This is a genomic window from Pseudomonas sp. CBZ-4, assembly GCF_000346755.1.
In the GTDB taxonomy this organism is placed as follows: domain Bacteria; phylum Pseudomonadota; class Gammaproteobacteria; order Pseudomonadales; family Pseudomonadaceae; genus Aquipseudomonas.
Genome location: NZ_ANNV01000159.1, coordinates 16,377 through 31,592 on the forward strand (window position 1 = coordinate 16,377; position 15,216 = coordinate 31,592).

Below are 15,216 nucleotides of genomic sequence, written 5' to 3' on the forward strand. Positions count from 1 at the left end.
AATACGCTCCTGTTGATTCGTTTCAAGATCCTGGAGTCCTCAATGCCCCATGAAGGCAACCTGTTACAAGCAGCCGTGGTGTTCCTGCTCGCCGCCGTGTTGACCGTGCCGCTGGCCAAGCGCCTGCAACTGGGCGCGGTGCTCGGGTATCTGTTCGCCGGGGTGATCATCGGCCCGTCAGTCCTGGGGTTAGTGGGCAATCCGCAAAGCGTGGCGCAATTTTCCGAGCTGGGCGTGGTGCTGCTGCTGTTTATCATCGGCCTGGAATTGTCGCCAAAACGCCTGTGGGTGATGCGCAAGGCGGTGTTCGGCGTCGGCCTGGCCCAGGTGTTGCTCACCGGTTTGGTGATGGGCGTAGTGGCGTTGTGGCTGTTTGGCCAGTCGTGGAACAGCGCGATTGTGCTGGGCCTGGGTCTGGCGTTGTCGTCCACCGCGTTTGGCCTGCAAAGCCTGGCCGAGCGCAAGGAGCTGAACCAGCCCCACGGCCGCCTGGCCTTTGCCATCTTGCTGTTCCAGGACATCGCGGCGATCCCGTTGATCGCCATGGTGCCGTTGCTGGCCGGCAGTGATCACCCCACCACCGAAGCCCAGGGCCTGCAACATGTGTTGCAGATCCTCGGCAGCATCGCCGTGGTGATCATCGGCGGGCGCTACCTGTTGCGGCCGGTGTTTCGCATCGTCGCCAAGACCGGTCTGCGCGAGGTGTCCACCGCCACGGCGCTGCTGGTGGTGATCGGCACCGCGTGGTTGATGGAGTTGGTGGGCGTGTCCATGGCCCTGGGTGCCTTCCTCGCCGGCCTGCTGCTGGCGGACTCGGAATACCGCCACGAACTCGAATCCCAGATCGAACCCTTCAAGGGCTTGCTGCTGGGTCTGTTCTTTATCAGCGTGGGCATGGGCGCCAACCTCAGCCTGCTGCTCAGCTCGCCGCTGCTGGTGATCGGCCTGACCCTGTTGTTGATCGGCCTGAAGTTGCCGCTGCTCTACGCCGTCGGCCGCATGGTAGGTGACCTCAACCGCGAAAGCGCCCTGCGCCTGGGCGTAGTGCTGGCGGCGGGCGGTGAATTTGCCTTTGTGGTGTTCAAGATCGGCCGCGACCAGGGCCTGTTCGAACCCCACCTCTATGACGTGCTGGTGCTGACCATCACCCTGTCCATGGCCGTCACCCCGCTGCTGCTGTTGATCTGCCCGAAGCTGTTCAAGCCCAAGGTCAAGCCGGTGGAAGTGCCCGAGGAATACCGCACCATCGAAAGCGATGCGCCCCGCGTGGTCATCGCCGGCATGGGCCGTATGGGCCAGATCGTCGCGCGGATCCTGCGGGCGCAAAACATCTCGTTCATCGCCCTCGACACCTCGGTGGAAACCATCGAACTGACCCGCAGCTTCGGCGGCATGCCGGTGTTCTACGGCGACCCGCAGCGGCCCGAGATCCTGCACGCGGCCAAGGTCGATCAGGCGGAATTCTTCGTGATCGCCATGGACGACCCGGAGATCAACATCAAGACCGCCGAACTGGTGCGCAACCTTTACCCGCACATGAAGATCATCGCCCGCGCCCGTAACCGCCAGCACGTTCACCGCCTGGTGGACCTGGATGCGTCGCCGGTGCGCGAAACCTTCTACTCCAGCCTGGAAATGAGCCGCCGCACCCTGGTCGGCCTCGGTTTGACCCAGGCCCAGGCCGATGCGCGCATCACCCGCTTCAAGAACCACGACCTGCAAGTGCTGGCCGCGCAACACGCGGTGTATGACGATGCGGCCAAGGTGATGCAGACCGCCCAGGAAGCTCGGGCGGAACTGGCGCGGCTGTTTGAGATGGACCGCCTCGAAGAAGAGTCCGACAAGGTGTAAGACCCGGGGTGAACGACATTGCGAAATTTCTGACAGAATACGCCGCAATTTCGTTCATCCCTGGAGCGCTTCATGGCCACTTTCACCCAGACCGCCGCCCTGCTGGCCCTCGTGCTTGCCGCCGGCAGCGCGTTCGCCGCCACCCCGCCGGCCACACAGAGCATCTCCACCCTGGGCGGCAAATTCACCTTCAGCCTGCCGAAGGCCTACGTCGCTGACACCCTGCCGGTCAGCAAGGCCGAAGACAGCAGCACAGCCACCCAGGGCACCTTGTACGCCAACCAGGCCACCAAAAGCGTGGTGATCGTCGCCGAAACCGTGCGTACCGACGGGGTAAACATCGGGGATAACGACGCGCCATTCCTCGACGGCGCCGTGGCCGGTTTCGTCAAGGACCAGAGCGCCGCCCTGCCGGATTTCAAGAAACAGAATGAGAAGAAGCTGACCTTCAAGGGGTTGGGTTTGCGCCAGGTGGACAGCACTGCGACGCAGGGCGGGGGCAAGACGCTGAACAGCACCTTCCTTGGTGGATCGGGCAACCACATGCTGGTGATCCAGGCGATTTCCCGGGGGGATGATGCCAAGGGGCATGCAGAGCTGGTTAAGCAGATTACAGCCGGCAAATAAGCCAATTTGCCAAGCAACACAAAACCAATGTGGGAGCTGGCTTGCCTGCGATGCAGGCACCTCGGTCTTTCAGTGACACCTCGGTGATGCTATCGCAGGCAAGCCAGCTCCCACACAAGCCAGCCTCCACACTTCCCGTATTTACCTCAGGCTCTTTTCCAGCCAGGCCTTCAAGTCCTGCACTTCAGCCTCACTGATGGTATGCGGCATCCCCACATACCCGTGAAACTCCGGCTGCAACCCCACCGCCTGCAACACCTCATTCGCCCGGGTCGCGGAGGCATACGACAGCGCCTGGTCCAACGTGCCATGGCCGATAAAGATCGCCAGCTTGTCCAGTGCCGCATCCGCTTTCAGCTCAGCCTTCAACACCGGCAACACACTGCCACTCAACGCCGCAATCCCACGCAGCAGCGCGGGCTTACGCAACCCCACTTCGTAGGACATGATCGCGCCCTGGCTGAACCCCACCAGAAACACCCGGTCCGGTTGGGTGTGGTACTTGGCGGTGGCCTGCTGCACAAAGTCTTCGATCAGTTGGGCGCTGCGCTGCAAGTCGGCGGTCTCGCCGTCGTAGTCGCCGTCGCCGTCGCCGGGTGTCTTCGCAAACCAGCGATAGCCACTCGCGTCCACCGGCATTGGCGCCCGCGCAGACAGGTAGGTCCAGGTCGACGGCAAGGCGTCCTTGAGCCCAAACAAATCTTCCTCGTTGCTGCCAAACCCGTGCAGGAAAATCACCAGCGGCTCGTTGCGCGCATCGCCCTGAGTCTGTTCCAGGTACGCCAGCGGCAAGTCGCGGTGCAGGGTGTCGTCGGCTTGGGCGGCACCGGCCAAAAGCGCCAGCGTCAGGGCAAACAGCTTGAGCATGGGGCGTTACCTCAGGGTTTGCGCAGCAGATAGGTGTCCATGATCCAGCCATTGGCCAGCCGCGCGGCCTTGCGCACCCGTTCGATGTCGTCGGCCACTTCAGCGACTTTGCCGCTGATCAGGATTTCGTCCGGCGTGCCCAGGTAGGCACCCCAGTAAATATCCAGGTCCTGGTCGGCCACGGTACGGTAGGAATCTTCCGCATCGAGCATCACCACCAGCGTATCCGCATCACTTGCCTGCCCTGCCGCCAAACGGCGCCCGGTGGTGATCTCGATGGAGCGGCCAATGCGGTTCAGCGGCACTTTGTGCTGGGCGGCCAGGGCCTGCACGCTGGTGATGCCGGGAATCACTTCGAATTCAAACACACAGTGCCCACTGGCCAGGATCGCCTGCAGGATGCGGATGGTGCTGTCGTACAGCGCCGGGTCACCCCAGGCCAGGAATGCGCCCACTTCACCGTCGGCCATTTCCTCGTTGATCATGCGTTCAAAGGTGTGCTGCTTGTCGCGGTTGAGGTCCTGCACGGCCGTGGTGTAGTCAATTTCACCGCGCACGCGCTCGGGGCAGTCGGCCTCGACGAAGCGGTAACCGGGCTCGGTGATGTAGGTCTCGCAGATCTCGCGGCGCAGGTCGATCAACTTGTCTTTGCTCTGGCCCTTGTCCATCAGGAAAAACACGTCGGTGCGATTGAGCGCCTTCACGGCCTGCATCGTGATGTAGTCAGGGTTGCCGGCGCCAATGCCGATGATCAGGATGCGTTTCATGGGTTGCTCTCATTGCGGGGCGTGGATTTTGCCATGTTCAGGGGCTCAGGCGTGAGTTTCCAGGCGCAGGCGCCAAACGCCATTGAAGCGTAGCTCGGTGGCGGACAGCGGCTCGACGTCGATCAGGTAGAACATCGACAGCGGAAACTGCATGACGTACAGCATGGCGGCGCGGATCACGAAGGGATGGGTGATGGCGACGACATGGCCGGGCTGGGTTTCCAGGGACTGCATCCACTGCGCCACCCGCGCGCAGACCTGATCCACCGATTCGCCACCGTGGGGGGCGCTGGCGCTGTCGGTCAGCCACTCTTCCAAGCCGTCGCCCGCCAAGCGGCCGACGCCCTGGCCTTTCCACCGTCCGAAATCAGCATCGCGCAATGCATCCTCAACCACCGCGTCGCCGCCAAACAAGCCTGCCGTCTGCCGGGTGCGAGCCTGCGGCCCACACAGCAGGCGACGGGGTTTCTTGTAGCGACCGGCCAAGGACAGCGCCGCGCGTTGCCAATCCATCGCCACCGACTCGTCATCGGGAAAATGCCCACGTTTTTGCAGGGGCGTGACGGCATGGCAGATAAGGGTCAAACGGGTGGACTGCATGCGATTCACGCCAACAAATGAAGGCCTGTAAGACTGGCGCAGTTATTCACGGCGTGCAACGCATTGTGTCGGGTGGGTTGCTTCTGTGTTGGCTGACAGGCCGCCTTCGCGGGCAAGCCCGCTCCCACAGGGGATTGGGTTTGCAGGCCAGATCAGGTTTGCACCGATCAAACTGTGGGAGCTGGCTTGCCTGCGATGGCGCTGGGCCAGCCGCCACCATCACCTCAGTCAAACCACTCCTTGCGCCCCTCAAACGTGCCAACGATCAACTCGACAATCACCTGCACCGCCTGCGCGTCCTGCACTTGGGCATTCACCGCCAGCCACACCTGGCGCTGCATGCTGTCGGCCAGCAACCCCGGCAGCGCCACCAGGCCGCGGTCGAAGCTGCTCATGTAGTGCGGCAGCAAGCCGATGCAGGCGCCGCAGCGGATCATTTCCAGCATCAGCGAGTAGGCCTGCACTTGCACCACGGCGGCGCGGCGTTGGTCGACCACGTGGTTCCACGGTTGCAGGGCGCCGACCTGCACGTCGGGTTGCCATTGCACGAGCATGTAGTCGTCGAGGTCATCCACGCTGTCGGGGCGCGTGGTCAGCCGTGAGTAGCGCTTGGCGATATGCGGCAGGTAATGCAGGCGCGCCAGCGGGCGTGGCGGTTGGATCGGAAAGCTCGGGCCGGGCGCGGGGCCGTCGGTGTCGGAGAGCCACAGCACCACGTCCACGTCCACCGCTTGCAGGGACAGCTGGCTGTCGATGGAGATGATCTCCAGGCGCACGCTGGCATTGCGGCGCAGCAAGGCGATCAGGTCGCGGCCGAGGATGTCGTGCAGGATCGGCTCGGCCACCGCCAGGCGGATCAGCGGCTGTTCCACCACCGGCAGGCGCCGCTCATGGGCCAGCGCAATCAGTTGCGCCTGCAATTGCAGGCCGTCGCGGCTGAGCACCAGGCCGTTGCCCTGGTAGGTGAACAGCGCATGGCGCACCTGTTCTTCCAGCTGCGCCAGGCGCTTGCGCAGCAGCGTCGATTTGATATTCAGGCTGCGCGCTGCCTGCATGAAACAGCCACAGCGCGCACTCACCAGGAAGTAGCGCGCCACCTCCGGCTCGATCTCGCAGGCCAGGGCCGGCCAACTGCTGCGCGGCTCGCTCGCCGTGCGATAAGCGGCGGGCGCCTGGGGGCCGGACGGTTCTAGATATGCCATGGGAGACTCCCTGTCTTGTTGGTCTGTGCATCCAATGCGGGTTGTCGCGACTTACTCCAGCACCTTGTTCAGCGCGGCGCCGTCGATACTCAAGGTGGCGGTGTTGAGCATGCCTTCCAGGTAGGCCTTGGCGATCTGCTCCTGACGTTGACTGCGCAACGCCTCGGTCAGGCGTTCACGCAGTTCCTCCAACGTCGCCGTGCGCGCCGGTTGCTGGGCGGTGAGCTTGAGCACATGGAAGCCCGCTGCACTCTGCACCACGTCGGACACACCACCGACCTTGAGCCGCGCCACCGCTTCGCGAACCTGCGGCACCAACTGCTGCAACGGTTGCATCCCCGAATCGCCGCCACGCGGGGCGGTGTTCGGGTCTTGCGAATACTGCGTGGCCAGGGCGGCAAAATCCCCCGGCGTGGCCTGGGCCTTGCGGCTCAATTCCTGGGCCTGGCGGCGCACCGCTTCGGCAGCTTGCGGGTCGTTCACGGCAAGGAAAATCTGGCTCACCCGAACCATCGGCGGCGTCACCCACTGCGCCTTGCCGGCGTCGTAGGCCTGTTGCAACTCAGCCGCGCTGGGATAGCCCGCCGGCACTTGGCTGACCGACAGCATGTAGTCGCGAAACACGATCTGCTCGGTAGCGGCGCGGGTCTGCTGCTCCACCTCCGGGCGCTGGCGCCAGCCCTGGGCGTCGGCCTGTTCCAGCACGGCCTTTTGCGCCAGGCGTGAGCGCAGCCAGGTTTCCAGCGCGCCACGGTTGCCGCGCAACTGCTCGCGGGTCTCGGCCGGCAGGCTCGCCAGCACGCTGTGCATTTCCGTCAGGTCGATCTGCTGGTTGCCCAGGCGCGCCACCGCCGGGCCGCCCGCCGGCGCGGCGAGCACCGGCGCCGGTTGCTGCGCCGCCACTGGGTCGCTGCCCGGCCGCAGGCTCAAGCCCACGGCCACCACCAGCAAGGCCAGCGCACCCGCGCCGACCATCAAGGTTGGCTTTTTCACAATACCGGCGCCTCTTCGCCCACCGATTGCGCGGCGGCCTGCAACTGCGCGGCCTGCTGGCTGTATTCACGCAGGTAGACAATGAACTCCTGCAACAGGCGGTCCCACAGTTCCAGCTGGCTGCGCAGGTAGGTGACGCTCACGCCCGCTACTACCACGTCCATTTCCATCAGCAGGAATTCACCCTGCACCGACAACCGCGCAAACCGGCGCGATGCGTTCCACACCTGGGCCAGGCCTTCCGGCAGTTCGCCCTGGATGCGCAGCGCGCAGCTGTAGGTGAAATCCACATAGCCGCCCTGCTCGCCCGCCGGGTTGCCGAAACGCACGGCAAAGCCGATGCCCTGGCTGGCGCTGAGCAATTGCACGATGCCGTTCTGCTCGCTCGGGTTGACCCGGTAGCCGGCTTCCTGCAGCAGTTCGGTGAGGCTCTGGACGGTGACGCTGGTGATCAATTCGCTCATGGTGAAGTCTTCCTTGTCGATCAGTGATTGGCAGTTGCCTGGGGCGCATCAAAACGGCTCTTGTACAAATCGTCGCCAAAGCCCTGGGCCAGTTCCTCGAACTTGACCCGCGCACCGCTGGCGAAGGGCTGGCGGATACTCATCACCTCGGCCACATCGATTTTTTCGTAGGCCGCCAGCAGTTGCTGGGCCACGCCGTACATCTGTTGATTCTTGACTGCACATTGCTGCACTTGTGTGTCACGTTCGCTCAGCTTGGCTTGCAGGCTGGCGCGCTCGGCTTCCTTGCCCTTGGCCAGCACCAGCAGTTCCTCGTAGGCCTTCTTGAACTTGCCGATCTGCTCGTTGCTTGCCGCCACCTGGGCCTGCGCCTGGCTGTGCAGGCTCTGTTGCTGGCCGGCCATTTGCTCGGCGACGCCACGGGTCTTTTCCAGCTCGGCCGTCAATTGCTTGATCTGCGCCTGGGCCTGCTTGGCCTGGTTTTCCGCAGCGATGCGCGCGGCACTGGCCTGGGCCTGTTCGCTTTGCAACGCCTGCAACTGCTGGGTGGTGCTGCGCAGTTGGGTACGCAGGCGCTCTTCCATGCCTTCGGCGCTGGCGCCGGTGGCGACGAACAACAACAGCAGCCCGCAGATTCGCGTGTTCATGTGGCATCTCCTGTGCGCGTCAGAAGCGCGTGTTGAGTTCCAGTTGCATCACATCCACTTCAAACGGCTGGCCGTAGACTTCCGAAGCGCTCAACCAACGCGCGCTGGCGTAGATGTTCTTTTCGATGCCGTAGTTGGCACCAATGAAGTAGCCCTTGGCGTTGGTGCCGCCGAGGTGGAACGACGAGTCGTTGAAGCCATCGGGCAAGGCGTCGGGCTGGATGTACTTGTAGCCGGCCAACAGGTTCCAGTCGCCGCGCTTGCGCATCTCCAGGGCACTGCCGAGGGTGAACGAGACCATCAACGCATTGCCGCCACTTTCAAACTCGCCGTTGCTGTTGAGGTTGTTGACGATGTGGCCTTCGCTGCGCTTGAGCATCTCGCCCTTGTCGTAGCCCAGGTTGTGGATGAAGTTGGCTTGGCTGCGCAGCTTGAAGTCGCTTGGCAGCTCGCTGTCCCACACCGCGTTGAGGTCGAGGAGGTTGAACTTGGACGCAAGGCCCACGAACTGCGGCTCCGGCGTCTTGCCAGGGGTGGCCGGGTTGGGCGCGATGTCACGCAGGTTGAACACGCTGTTGCCCTTTTGCATAAAGGCCACGCGCGAGCCGTCGGTGTCGCAACCCGGCTTGCCTTCCCACGGCTTGCACAGGCTGGAGCGTTCGCCTTCGATGTTCTGGAACTGGTAGTAGGCGCCCGCGAGCTTGAGGTTGTTGCTGCGATTGATCTGCCAATCGGCGCCGATCTGCCCGCCAAACAGCCATTTGGTGTCGCTTTCTTCCTTGTCGAAGCCGTTGCTGCTGGCGGTGTCCGAGGTGTATTCCACCGGGAACGCGCCAAGGGTGCCGAACAGGTTCCAGTCGCTGGCAAGGCGGTGGTTGAAGATCGCCGCCACGCCGTCGAAGTTGAGGTCGTTGGAATACATCATGTCGGTGGAATAGAACGGGTTGGCGATCCGCCCGCCGGTCAAAGTCACCATGTCCGAGGCTTTCCAGCTCAGGTAACCCTGGTCGAGCCAGATGTCCTTCTTGCCAAAACCACCGCCGAGGGTCTGGGTGGTGGACACCGGGTTGTTGTCGGAGCCGGTGCCGAGGCGGATGCCGGCGGTCCATTCCGGCGAGATCACCGCCTTCATGCCCAGGCGGGCGCGGATGCGGAACAGGTTTTCGCGGTCTTCGCGGGTGTTGAGCAACGGCGGCAGCTGCGTGCTGGAGGCCGGGTTGACGTCATACGGCCCGTTGTTGTTGAGCTTGGCGTAGTCGGTGATGGTGTCGTCGTTCTTGCCCGAGAAGTAGCGCGACTCGTCACGCAGGCGGATATCGCCATCAAAGGTCACGCGGGACACCCAATCCGGGAAGGTATTGGGCTGGGCCCAGTTTTCCTGCTTGGCGGTGGCCATGACTTCGGCTTTCACCTGGTCGCGGATCTGGTCGCGCACCGCTTGCGGCACGTACTGCACGCGCACATCCCCTGGCGCAGCTGCAGGCCCTGCGGCGACCACCGGGGCGGCATTCGCCTGGCGCGCTTGCAGGGCTTCTTTTTCCGCCTGGGCGATCAGCCCGTTGGCGGTGTCCTGGGTCAATACGCCCTGCTGCACCAACAGGCGGATCAGGTTGATGGTGACGTTTTCCGATGGCGCAACCGGGGCAGCCGTCGCCTGGCCAACCAGGGTCGCGATGACCATGCCGACCGCCAGGGTCAGTCGATTCACGGGGGAAATCATGTGTACGCAACTCCTGTAAAAAACCGTAGAAAAGGGTTCGATCATTCCGGGCGCCGGCCCTTGAGGGACAGGCGTACCGGCATCGTTACGGCGGCGGGCACCCGTTGCGTGGCATGGGGCGCGCGCAAGGCGGCCAACACCTGGGCATCGGTCTCGGCATCACCGCTGGACTTGGCCAACTCGGCACGGGTGACCTGGCCATCGGCGTTCAGCCACAAATCGGCCTGCACCGCGTACGCCTTCTTGCGCAACTCCGGGTCCTCGCGCAGCAGGCGCTGAAACACCCCTGCCAGGTACTGCTTGTACGTGCCGGTGCCCAGACCGCCGCCACCGGAACCGGCCATGCCGCCGCCTTTGCCGGCGCCGATGTTGAAACCGTCATTGCCCGACTGGGCATCGCCGTCGATCTGCATCGGGTTGGCCAAATCGTCCGCCGGCGAAGGCGGTGCTTCGTCCGCGGGCTTGACCTCTTCCGGCTCGGGCGTGGGCACCGGCTCGGGGATTTTTTCTTCGACCTGGGGCTCAGGCTCCTTGGGCTTTTCCGGTGGCGGCGGTGGCGGTGGCGGCAACGGGATAATCGTCGGGATCTTCGGCGCTTCGCGGCGCACGCCACTCATGTCATTGGCCCACTGCCACAGGAACCAGGCCGCCACAGCGCCCAGCAAGAGGCCTGCGCCCCACTTCAACGGGCGCAGCGGCGGCTTGTTCTTGACCGGCAAGGGCGGCATCGGGATCTGTGCGGTCATGGCTCAGCCCTGGCTCGGTTTGCCGGTGACCAGCCCGACCTGGGACAGCTCCAGCCGTCGCAGCAAGTCGAGTACCTCGATCACCTTCTGGTACTGCACCAACGCGTCGCCGCGCACGATCACCGGGAAGTCCGGGTTCTGCGCTTTCTCAATGCGCAGGCGTTCTTCCAGCTCGCCAAGGGTCACCGGGTACGCGTCAAGGAAGACCTGGCCGCCGTCGTTGACGGAAATCGCCTTGGTCTTGGCCTCCGACAGCGACACCGAGGCGCTGGCCTTGGGCAAGTGGATCTGAATGCCCGAAACCTGGGCGGTGGCGGTGAGGATAAACATCACCAGCACCACCATCAGCACGTCCACCAGGGGCGTGATGTTGATGCTATCGACGGCGGCATCATCGTCATCGTCGTGGGAGGCGTTTACGGAAGCCATGCTGATTCTCCTCAGGCCGGGACGGCGGCGTGATGCTCGCGGCGGTGCGCGGCTTCACTGGACTGGCTCTCGCCGTGCATCTCCGCCAGGCGGGTGATGAACTCATCGACAAACACACGCATGTCCGCACTGACTTCCTTGTTGCGCGTGATCAGGCGGTTGTAGCCAAACAGCGCGGGGATCGCGACGAACAGGCCCATGGCCGTGGCCAGCAAGGCCGCCGCCATCCCCGGGGCGATGGCGTTGATGTTCACGTCACCGGCCATGGCCGTGCCGAGGAACACCACCATGATCCCCAGCACCGTGCCGAGCAGGCCGATGTACGGGCCGCCGGCGATCGCGTTGGACAGGGTCGAGAGCTTGGAACTGAGGGCCTGGTTTTCGCGGGTGCGCACGCCGTCCATGGAGCAGCGGATGGCTTCGATGGTCGCCGCCGACACCGACGAGGTGTCGGCGCCTTGGGCACGGCGGGTGCGGATCTCCTTGACCGCCACCAGGTACAGGCGCCACAGCGAGGAATGCTGCAAGCGCTGGCCCAGCGGGGCGTCATCGGCATACATCTCCAGGCGCGTGCCGATCTGCGCGAAGTGTTCGCGGAAAATCTCGTTGGCGCCGCTGACGCGGCTGACCTGGCGGTTCTTGCGCAGCATGATCACCCACGACTGGAACATCATCGCCACCAGCACCAGGATGATCACCCAGGCGTCCACCGGCACGGCGTTGAGCAAGAAGCCCAGGCTGCCGAAACCAAAGCCCGACTGCTCTTCATCGACGCCGTAGGCCACCAGTTTCGACTCGGCACCTTGGGCGCTGGCGTCGGCCAACAACAATGTGGCCGGGCGCGCAACCTTGGACAGGCGCAGCTCATCGATGGCGCCGGCGAACGGCAGATGCGTGGTGCCGGCGTCCGGCAGGTCGCCGCCAATCGCCAGTTGGGAATTGAACGCTGGCAGTGCGACCGCCAGGCTGGCCGTCTCGCGACCATTTACATACAGCGCGATTTTTTCACCCTCGGCGGTGAACGCCAGGTGCTGCCATTGCCCAGGGTTCAGCGGTTGAGTGGAGACCACGCGTTGGCCATCGACTTCCACAAACGGCGTGCCCTGGTTCAACCCCAGCAGCAGGCTGTGGGGACCGTCGCGGCGGGCGAGGACGATCTGTTCGCCGCTGGCCTGATCCAGGCGCAACCAGGCGCTGAAGGTGAACGCGCCGCCTGCGGCATGTTGCAGCGATGGGCTGGCCGGCAACAGCAGCGGCTGGCCGCCGAACTGCAAGGCGCGGCCGATCACGCCGTCGATGCTCGCGCCGGTGGCGTTGAGCGAGGTATTGGCGTAGGCCGTGGTGTCGCGGGCCGGGGTGCCGTTGGCCCCGTCAAAGTGGTACAGCGCGGTGTAGTTCGGGTCGAACGCCAACTGGCCGTTGCTGGTGGCCGGGGCTTTTTGGTTGCCGTAGTACATCCACAGGTCCTGGCGCTGGCCGCCTTCGACCTTGGGCACATCGACCCAGATCAGCGCCATGCCCATCAGCGGGTCGAAGCTTTCGATCTGGTGGTTGAACACGGTCTTGTCATCGGCACTGACAAAGCGCAGGTCGGCGCCGTCGTCCTTGACCCCGTCAAAGGTGAAGTTGCCGGTGTGCAGGCGCACCAGCAGCGCGGTGCGGCCCAGGGCCTGGTTGATCGCGGCGCCTTGGGCGGTGGTGTCCACGGTGATCTGCTTGCGGTAGTGCCAGTCGTCTTGCCACCAGGCATGGGCGGTGGCCGGGAGCGTGAAGCCCAGGCAGATCAACAGGCTCAGGATTAGGCGTTGCATGGGTGAAGTCTCCGAAAGAAAAAGTCAGAAAGTCGCCTGCACACTGAAGTGCAGTCGCGAGTCCTGTTTCTGGGTGTTCGGTCCATTGAGCAGCGGGTAGCCCCAATCCAGGCTGCCGGACAACCATTTGCTCAAACTGGCGCGGGTGCCCAGGCCGACACTGGCCAGGCTGTATTCGTCTTCTTGCTCGGGCAGCGGGTCGTGCAGGCGCAGGCGCGCGCCCTCGGCGAACGCATAGAAGCGCCACTCCTGCACATAACTGCCGAGGTACTTGGCCACCGACGGCGTGCGCAGCTCCTGGGACAGCAAGTAACCCTCGTCCCCGGTGCGCTCTGCCGCCAGGTAACCGCGCACCGAGGTGGCGCCGCCGGCGGAGTACTGCTCGTTGGATACCAACGGCCCCGAGGCCAGCTGGAACGCCGCCTTCGACGCCGACTGCCAGTTGTTGGCGAAGGTGTAGGTGTAATTCAGGTCGCCCTTGAGCACCGCAAAACTGGCGTTGGCCTTGTAGCGTTTGTAGTCGAACTCTTCGGCATCGCTGCCGTAGCCAAAGAACGCGCGCGTGCCCACCACCAGGTTCAGGCCCAGGCCCAACTGGGATTGCTCGGTGTAGCGATAGCCGTTGTAGCCGAGGGTGAACGGAGCGTACTTGAGCGGCACCTGGTCGCGGCTGGCCCCGAATTGCATCTCTTCGTCGAAGTCTTTGAAGTCGATGCCGAACGAGAAGGAGTTGGCCCAGACATTGGTCGCCGGCAGGTTGTAGATCGCCGACACGCCGTAGGAATGGCCCTTGCCGAGCACGTTGCTGCCGCCGATGGTGGCGATATTGCTGTCGGACTGGTAACCGGTGAACTGCAAGGTCCAGCGCTCATCCAGCGGCGCGCTATAGGAACCCGACCAGACCTTGGCGTTGCTGCTGTCCTGAGGCGCGGTGAAGTAGGTCAGCGAGATGCTGTGGCCCAATTGCCAGAGGTTGTCGTAACCCAGGGTGGCCACCGAGCGCAGCTTTTCGGTGTCGGCGCTGTAGTCGTTGTTCAGGCCGAGGCTGGCGTGCCAGGGGTTCTGGTCTTCCACCTGCAAGTCCACGTCCATGGTGCCGGGGCGCTGGCCTTCGTGTACCAGCGGCGTGACCTGGCGCCCGACGCCGCGGTTGAGGCCGGCGAGCTGGGTTTGCACGGTGGCAAAGTCCGGCACCTCGCCTTCCTTGAGAGCCGGCACTTCGTCGCGGATTTCCACCGGCGAGTAATGCTTGGCGCCGACCACGCGCACGCGGCCGATCTTGGTTTCGCTGACTTGCAGGTAGACGATACCGTCATCGACCTTCTGCTCCGGCAGCTCGACAAACACCGACTGGTAGCCGCGCGCCTGGTAGATTTTTTGCAGCGCATCGCGGGCGCCTTCGATATCGCCCAAGGTCTTTTGCGGGCCGAGAAACGGGTACACCGCCTCTTCGATCGCCGCCGCATCGAGCACCGTATTGCCGCGCACGAAGTACTCATTGACGTCCACCCGGCGTGCCGCGCCCTCCTCCTCGGCCTGCGCGGGCAGGGCCAAAGCCCCCAGCGTCAGGCAGCACAGCGCCAGCGTTGACTTGAACAGATGCTCCACACCGCCCCCTAACTTTCCAAGATTCTGCGCCGTCGCCGTTTGCACGGCGTTTGGCCTGCTCAATTGCTGGTTGTCGAAAGGTGGCTGTGCCGGGCCAGCCAGGTGTGCAGCAAGGCGAAGTTCAGCGAGAACTCCGGCATGTGCAGCAAGGCGCCACAAAACACTTCACCGATGATGGTCTGGATCAACTGCACCGCACGCGGGTTGCCCAGCACGCTGGCGATGTCCCGTTGCAGGACATGGATGCCCCACACTTTCTGGTTCAGGTCGAGGCCGACGAACCAGCGGAACAGCAGGTTGTAATTGAGTTGCTCGTGCAGTTGTTGCTCGCTGGGCACCGAATACAGCAGTTGCAGCAGGAGGATGTGCACCACGGTGTGCGGCGCAATCAGCATGCCCGGCTCGGGCTGGAGCCAGTCGCGATGGCTGTCGAGCACCTCGTCGATCTGCGGGCGCAGCAACACCAGCGAATGCCCCGCCGGGATAAAGCTGGAGACTTCCTTCAACGCGCCCTGCCAATCGTCCTGGGAGACGATCCACACCCACGGCGCGCCGTAGCGGTACACCGAAACCGGCTTCTTGCGCGCGGCTTCGACGATCTTCGACAGGCGCTGATCGAGCTCCTGCATACCGACTTTCGAGTAACGTTCCATAGTTCCCATTGCCCCACTCCTGGCGTCCTGCTGACGGCTTTGGCGACGACTTTTGATCGTATCCAGCGCGTTACATAGGAGAGACAGGCGTGGGTGGGAGCTACCGAACTTTTGTCATGAAAGCTTCATTTAGGATTGGCTGGGGGGCAATTTCGCAAGGCCGGGCACAACCAAAAATATGGGAATGGGCTTGTGTGGGAGCGGGCTTGCCCGCGATGGCGGTGTGTCAGT

14 protein-coding genes and 1 pseudogene are annotated in these 15,216 nt (G+C 63.8%); 2 read left to right on the top strand and 13 right to left on the bottom strand.

The genetic code is table 11. From position 1 onward, the window contains the following. Nucleotides 1–42 precede the first annotated feature (42 nt). Nucleotides 43–1,851, top strand: a complete 1,809-nt coding sequence (locus B348_RS0123000) for a monovalent cation:proton antiporter-2 (CPA2) family protein (protein WP_017738382.1) — start codon at nt 43–45, stop codon at nt 1,849–1,851. 72 nt (nt 1,852–1,923) lie between these two features. Beyond that, on the top strand, nt 1,924–2,478 hold the full coding sequence (locus B348_RS0123005; RefSeq protein ID WP_017738383.1) for a hypothetical protein: 555 nt from the start codon (nt 1,924–1,926) through the stop codon (nt 2,476–2,478). Between the two features lie 141 nt (nt 2,479–2,619). Here B348_RS0123005 and B348_RS0123010 read toward each other — a convergent pair whose 3' ends face one another. The 13 genes and pseudogenes from B348_RS0123010 to B348_RS1000000132295 form a co-directional block, all read right to left on the bottom strand. After that, nucleotides 2,620–3,345, bottom strand: coding sequence for an alpha/beta hydrolase (locus tag B348_RS0123010; protein WP_017738384.1), 726 nt, complete (start codon nt 3,343–3,345; stop codon nt 2,620–2,622). An 11-nt stretch (nt 3,346–3,356) separates the two neighbouring features. Beyond that, the gene (gene cobF, locus B348_RS0123015) at nt 3,357–4,112 is read right to left on the bottom strand and encodes a precorrin-6A synthase (deacetylating) (protein WP_017738385.1); all 756 of its coding nucleotides are present in this window, start codon (nt 4,110–4,112) and stop codon (nt 3,357–3,359) included. Nucleotides 4,113–4,157: 45 nt separating this feature from the next. Continuing rightward, nucleotides 4,158–4,712, bottom strand: a complete 555-nt coding sequence (locus B348_RS0123020; RefSeq protein WP_017738386.1) for a histidine phosphatase family protein — start codon at nt 4,710–4,712, stop codon at nt 4,158–4,160. Nucleotides 4,713–4,936: 224 nt separating this feature from the next. Then, nucleotides 4,937–5,914: a LysR family transcriptional regulator gene (locus B348_RS0123025; protein ID WP_017738387.1), complete on the bottom strand. Its 978-nt coding sequence runs from the start codon at nt 5,912–5,914 to the stop codon at nt 4,937–4,939. A 51-nt stretch (nt 5,915–5,965) separates the two neighbouring features. Beyond that, a complete protein-coding gene (locus B348_RS0123030) occupies nt 5,966–6,907 on the bottom strand; it encodes a peptidylprolyl isomerase (protein WP_017738388.1) in 942 nt (313 codons plus the stop codon). Then, entirely contained in the window at nt 6,904–7,371 is a 468-nt protein-coding gene (locus tag B348_RS0123035; protein WP_017738389.1) for a YbjN domain-containing protein, read from the bottom strand. Before B348_RS0123035 ends, B348_RS0123030 begins: the two co-directional genes overlap by 4 nt. Nucleotides 7,372–7,391: 20 nt before the next feature. Continuing rightward, a complete protein-coding gene (locus B348_RS0123040) occupies nt 7,392–8,018 on the bottom strand; it encodes a hypothetical protein (RefSeq protein ID WP_017738390.1) in 627 nt (208 codons plus the stop codon). A gap of 19 nt (nt 8,019–8,037) precedes the next feature. Next, the gene (locus tag B348_RS0123045; protein WP_017738391.1) at nt 8,038–9,738 is read right to left on the bottom strand and encodes a putative porin; all 1,701 of its coding nucleotides are present in this window, start codon (nt 9,736–9,738) and stop codon (nt 8,038–8,040) included. Nucleotides 9,739–9,779: 41 nt separating this feature from the next. Then, on the bottom strand, nt 9,780–10,484 hold the full coding sequence (locus B348_RS0123050; RefSeq protein WP_017738392.1) for an energy transducer TonB: 705 nt from the start codon (nt 10,482–10,484) through the stop codon (nt 9,780–9,782). A 3-nt stretch (nt 10,485–10,487) separates the two neighbouring features. Next, entirely contained in the window at nt 10,488–10,913 is a 426-nt protein-coding gene (locus B348_RS0123055) for a biopolymer transporter ExbD (protein ID WP_017738393.1), read from the bottom strand. An 11-nt stretch (nt 10,914–10,924) separates the two neighbouring features. Further along, complete coding sequence (locus tag B348_RS0123060; RefSeq protein ID WP_017738394.1) at nt 10,925–12,724, bottom strand: DUF2341 domain-containing protein; 1,800 nt, start codon at nt 12,722–12,724, stop codon at nt 10,925–10,927. A gap of 24 nt (nt 12,725–12,748) precedes the next feature. After that, nucleotides 12,749–14,332 (bottom strand): ShlB/FhaC/HecB family hemolysin secretion/activation protein, encoded by a 1,584-nt coding sequence (locus tag B348_RS0123065; RefSeq protein ID WP_017738395.1) that lies wholly within the window; start codon nt 14,330–14,332, stop codon nt 12,749–12,751. 265 nt (nt 14,333–14,597) lie between these two features. Then, a pseudogene (locus B348_RS1000000132295) lies at nt 14,598–14,694 on the bottom strand (transposase); the annotation flags it as partial. Between the last annotated feature and the right edge of the window lie 522 nt (nt 14,695–15,216).

Coding starts and splice junctions, on each gene's coding strand:
- B348_RS0123000 (WP_017738382.1), top strand. CDS start 43: ATGCCCCATGAAGGCAACCTGTTACAAGCAGCCGTGGTGTTCCTGCTC.
- cobF (WP_017738385.1), bottom strand. CDS start 4,112: ATGAAACGCATCCTGATCATCGGCATTGGCGCCGGCAACCCTGACTAC.
- B348_RS0123010 (WP_017738384.1), bottom strand. CDS start 3,345: ATGCTCAAGCTGTTTGCCCTGACGCTGGCGCTTTTGGCCGGTGCCGCC.
- B348_RS0123040 (WP_017738390.1), bottom strand. CDS start 8,018: ATGAACACGCGAATCTGCGGGCTGCTGTTGTTGTTCGTCGCCACCGGC.
- B348_RS0123005 (WP_017738383.1), top strand. CDS start 1,924: ATGGCCACTTTCACCCAGACCGCCGCCCTGCTGGCCCTCGTGCTTGCC.
- B348_RS0123020 (WP_017738386.1), bottom strand. CDS start 4,712: ATGCAGTCCACCCGTTTGACCCTTATCTGCCATGCCGTCACGCCCCTG.
- B348_RS0123035 (WP_017738389.1), bottom strand. CDS start 7,371: ATGAGCGAATTGATCACCAGCGTCACCGTCCAGAGCCTCACCGAACTG.
- B348_RS0123045 (WP_017738391.1), bottom strand. CDS start 9,738: ATGATTTCCCCCGTGAATCGACTGACCCTGGCGGTCGGCATGGTCATC.
- B348_RS0123050 (WP_017738392.1), bottom strand. CDS start 10,484: ATGACCGCACAGATCCCGATGCCGCCCTTGCCGGTCAAGAACAAGCCG.
- B348_RS0123060 (WP_017738394.1), bottom strand. CDS start 12,724: ATGCAACGCCTAATCCTGAGCCTGTTGATCTGCCTGGGCTTCACGCTC.
- B348_RS0123055 (WP_017738393.1), bottom strand. CDS start 10,913: ATGGCTTCCGTAAACGCCTCCCACGACGATGACGATGATGCCGCCGTC.
- B348_RS0123025 (WP_017738387.1), bottom strand. CDS start 5,914: ATGGCATATCTAGAACCGTCCGGCCCCCAGGCGCCCGCCGCTTATCGC.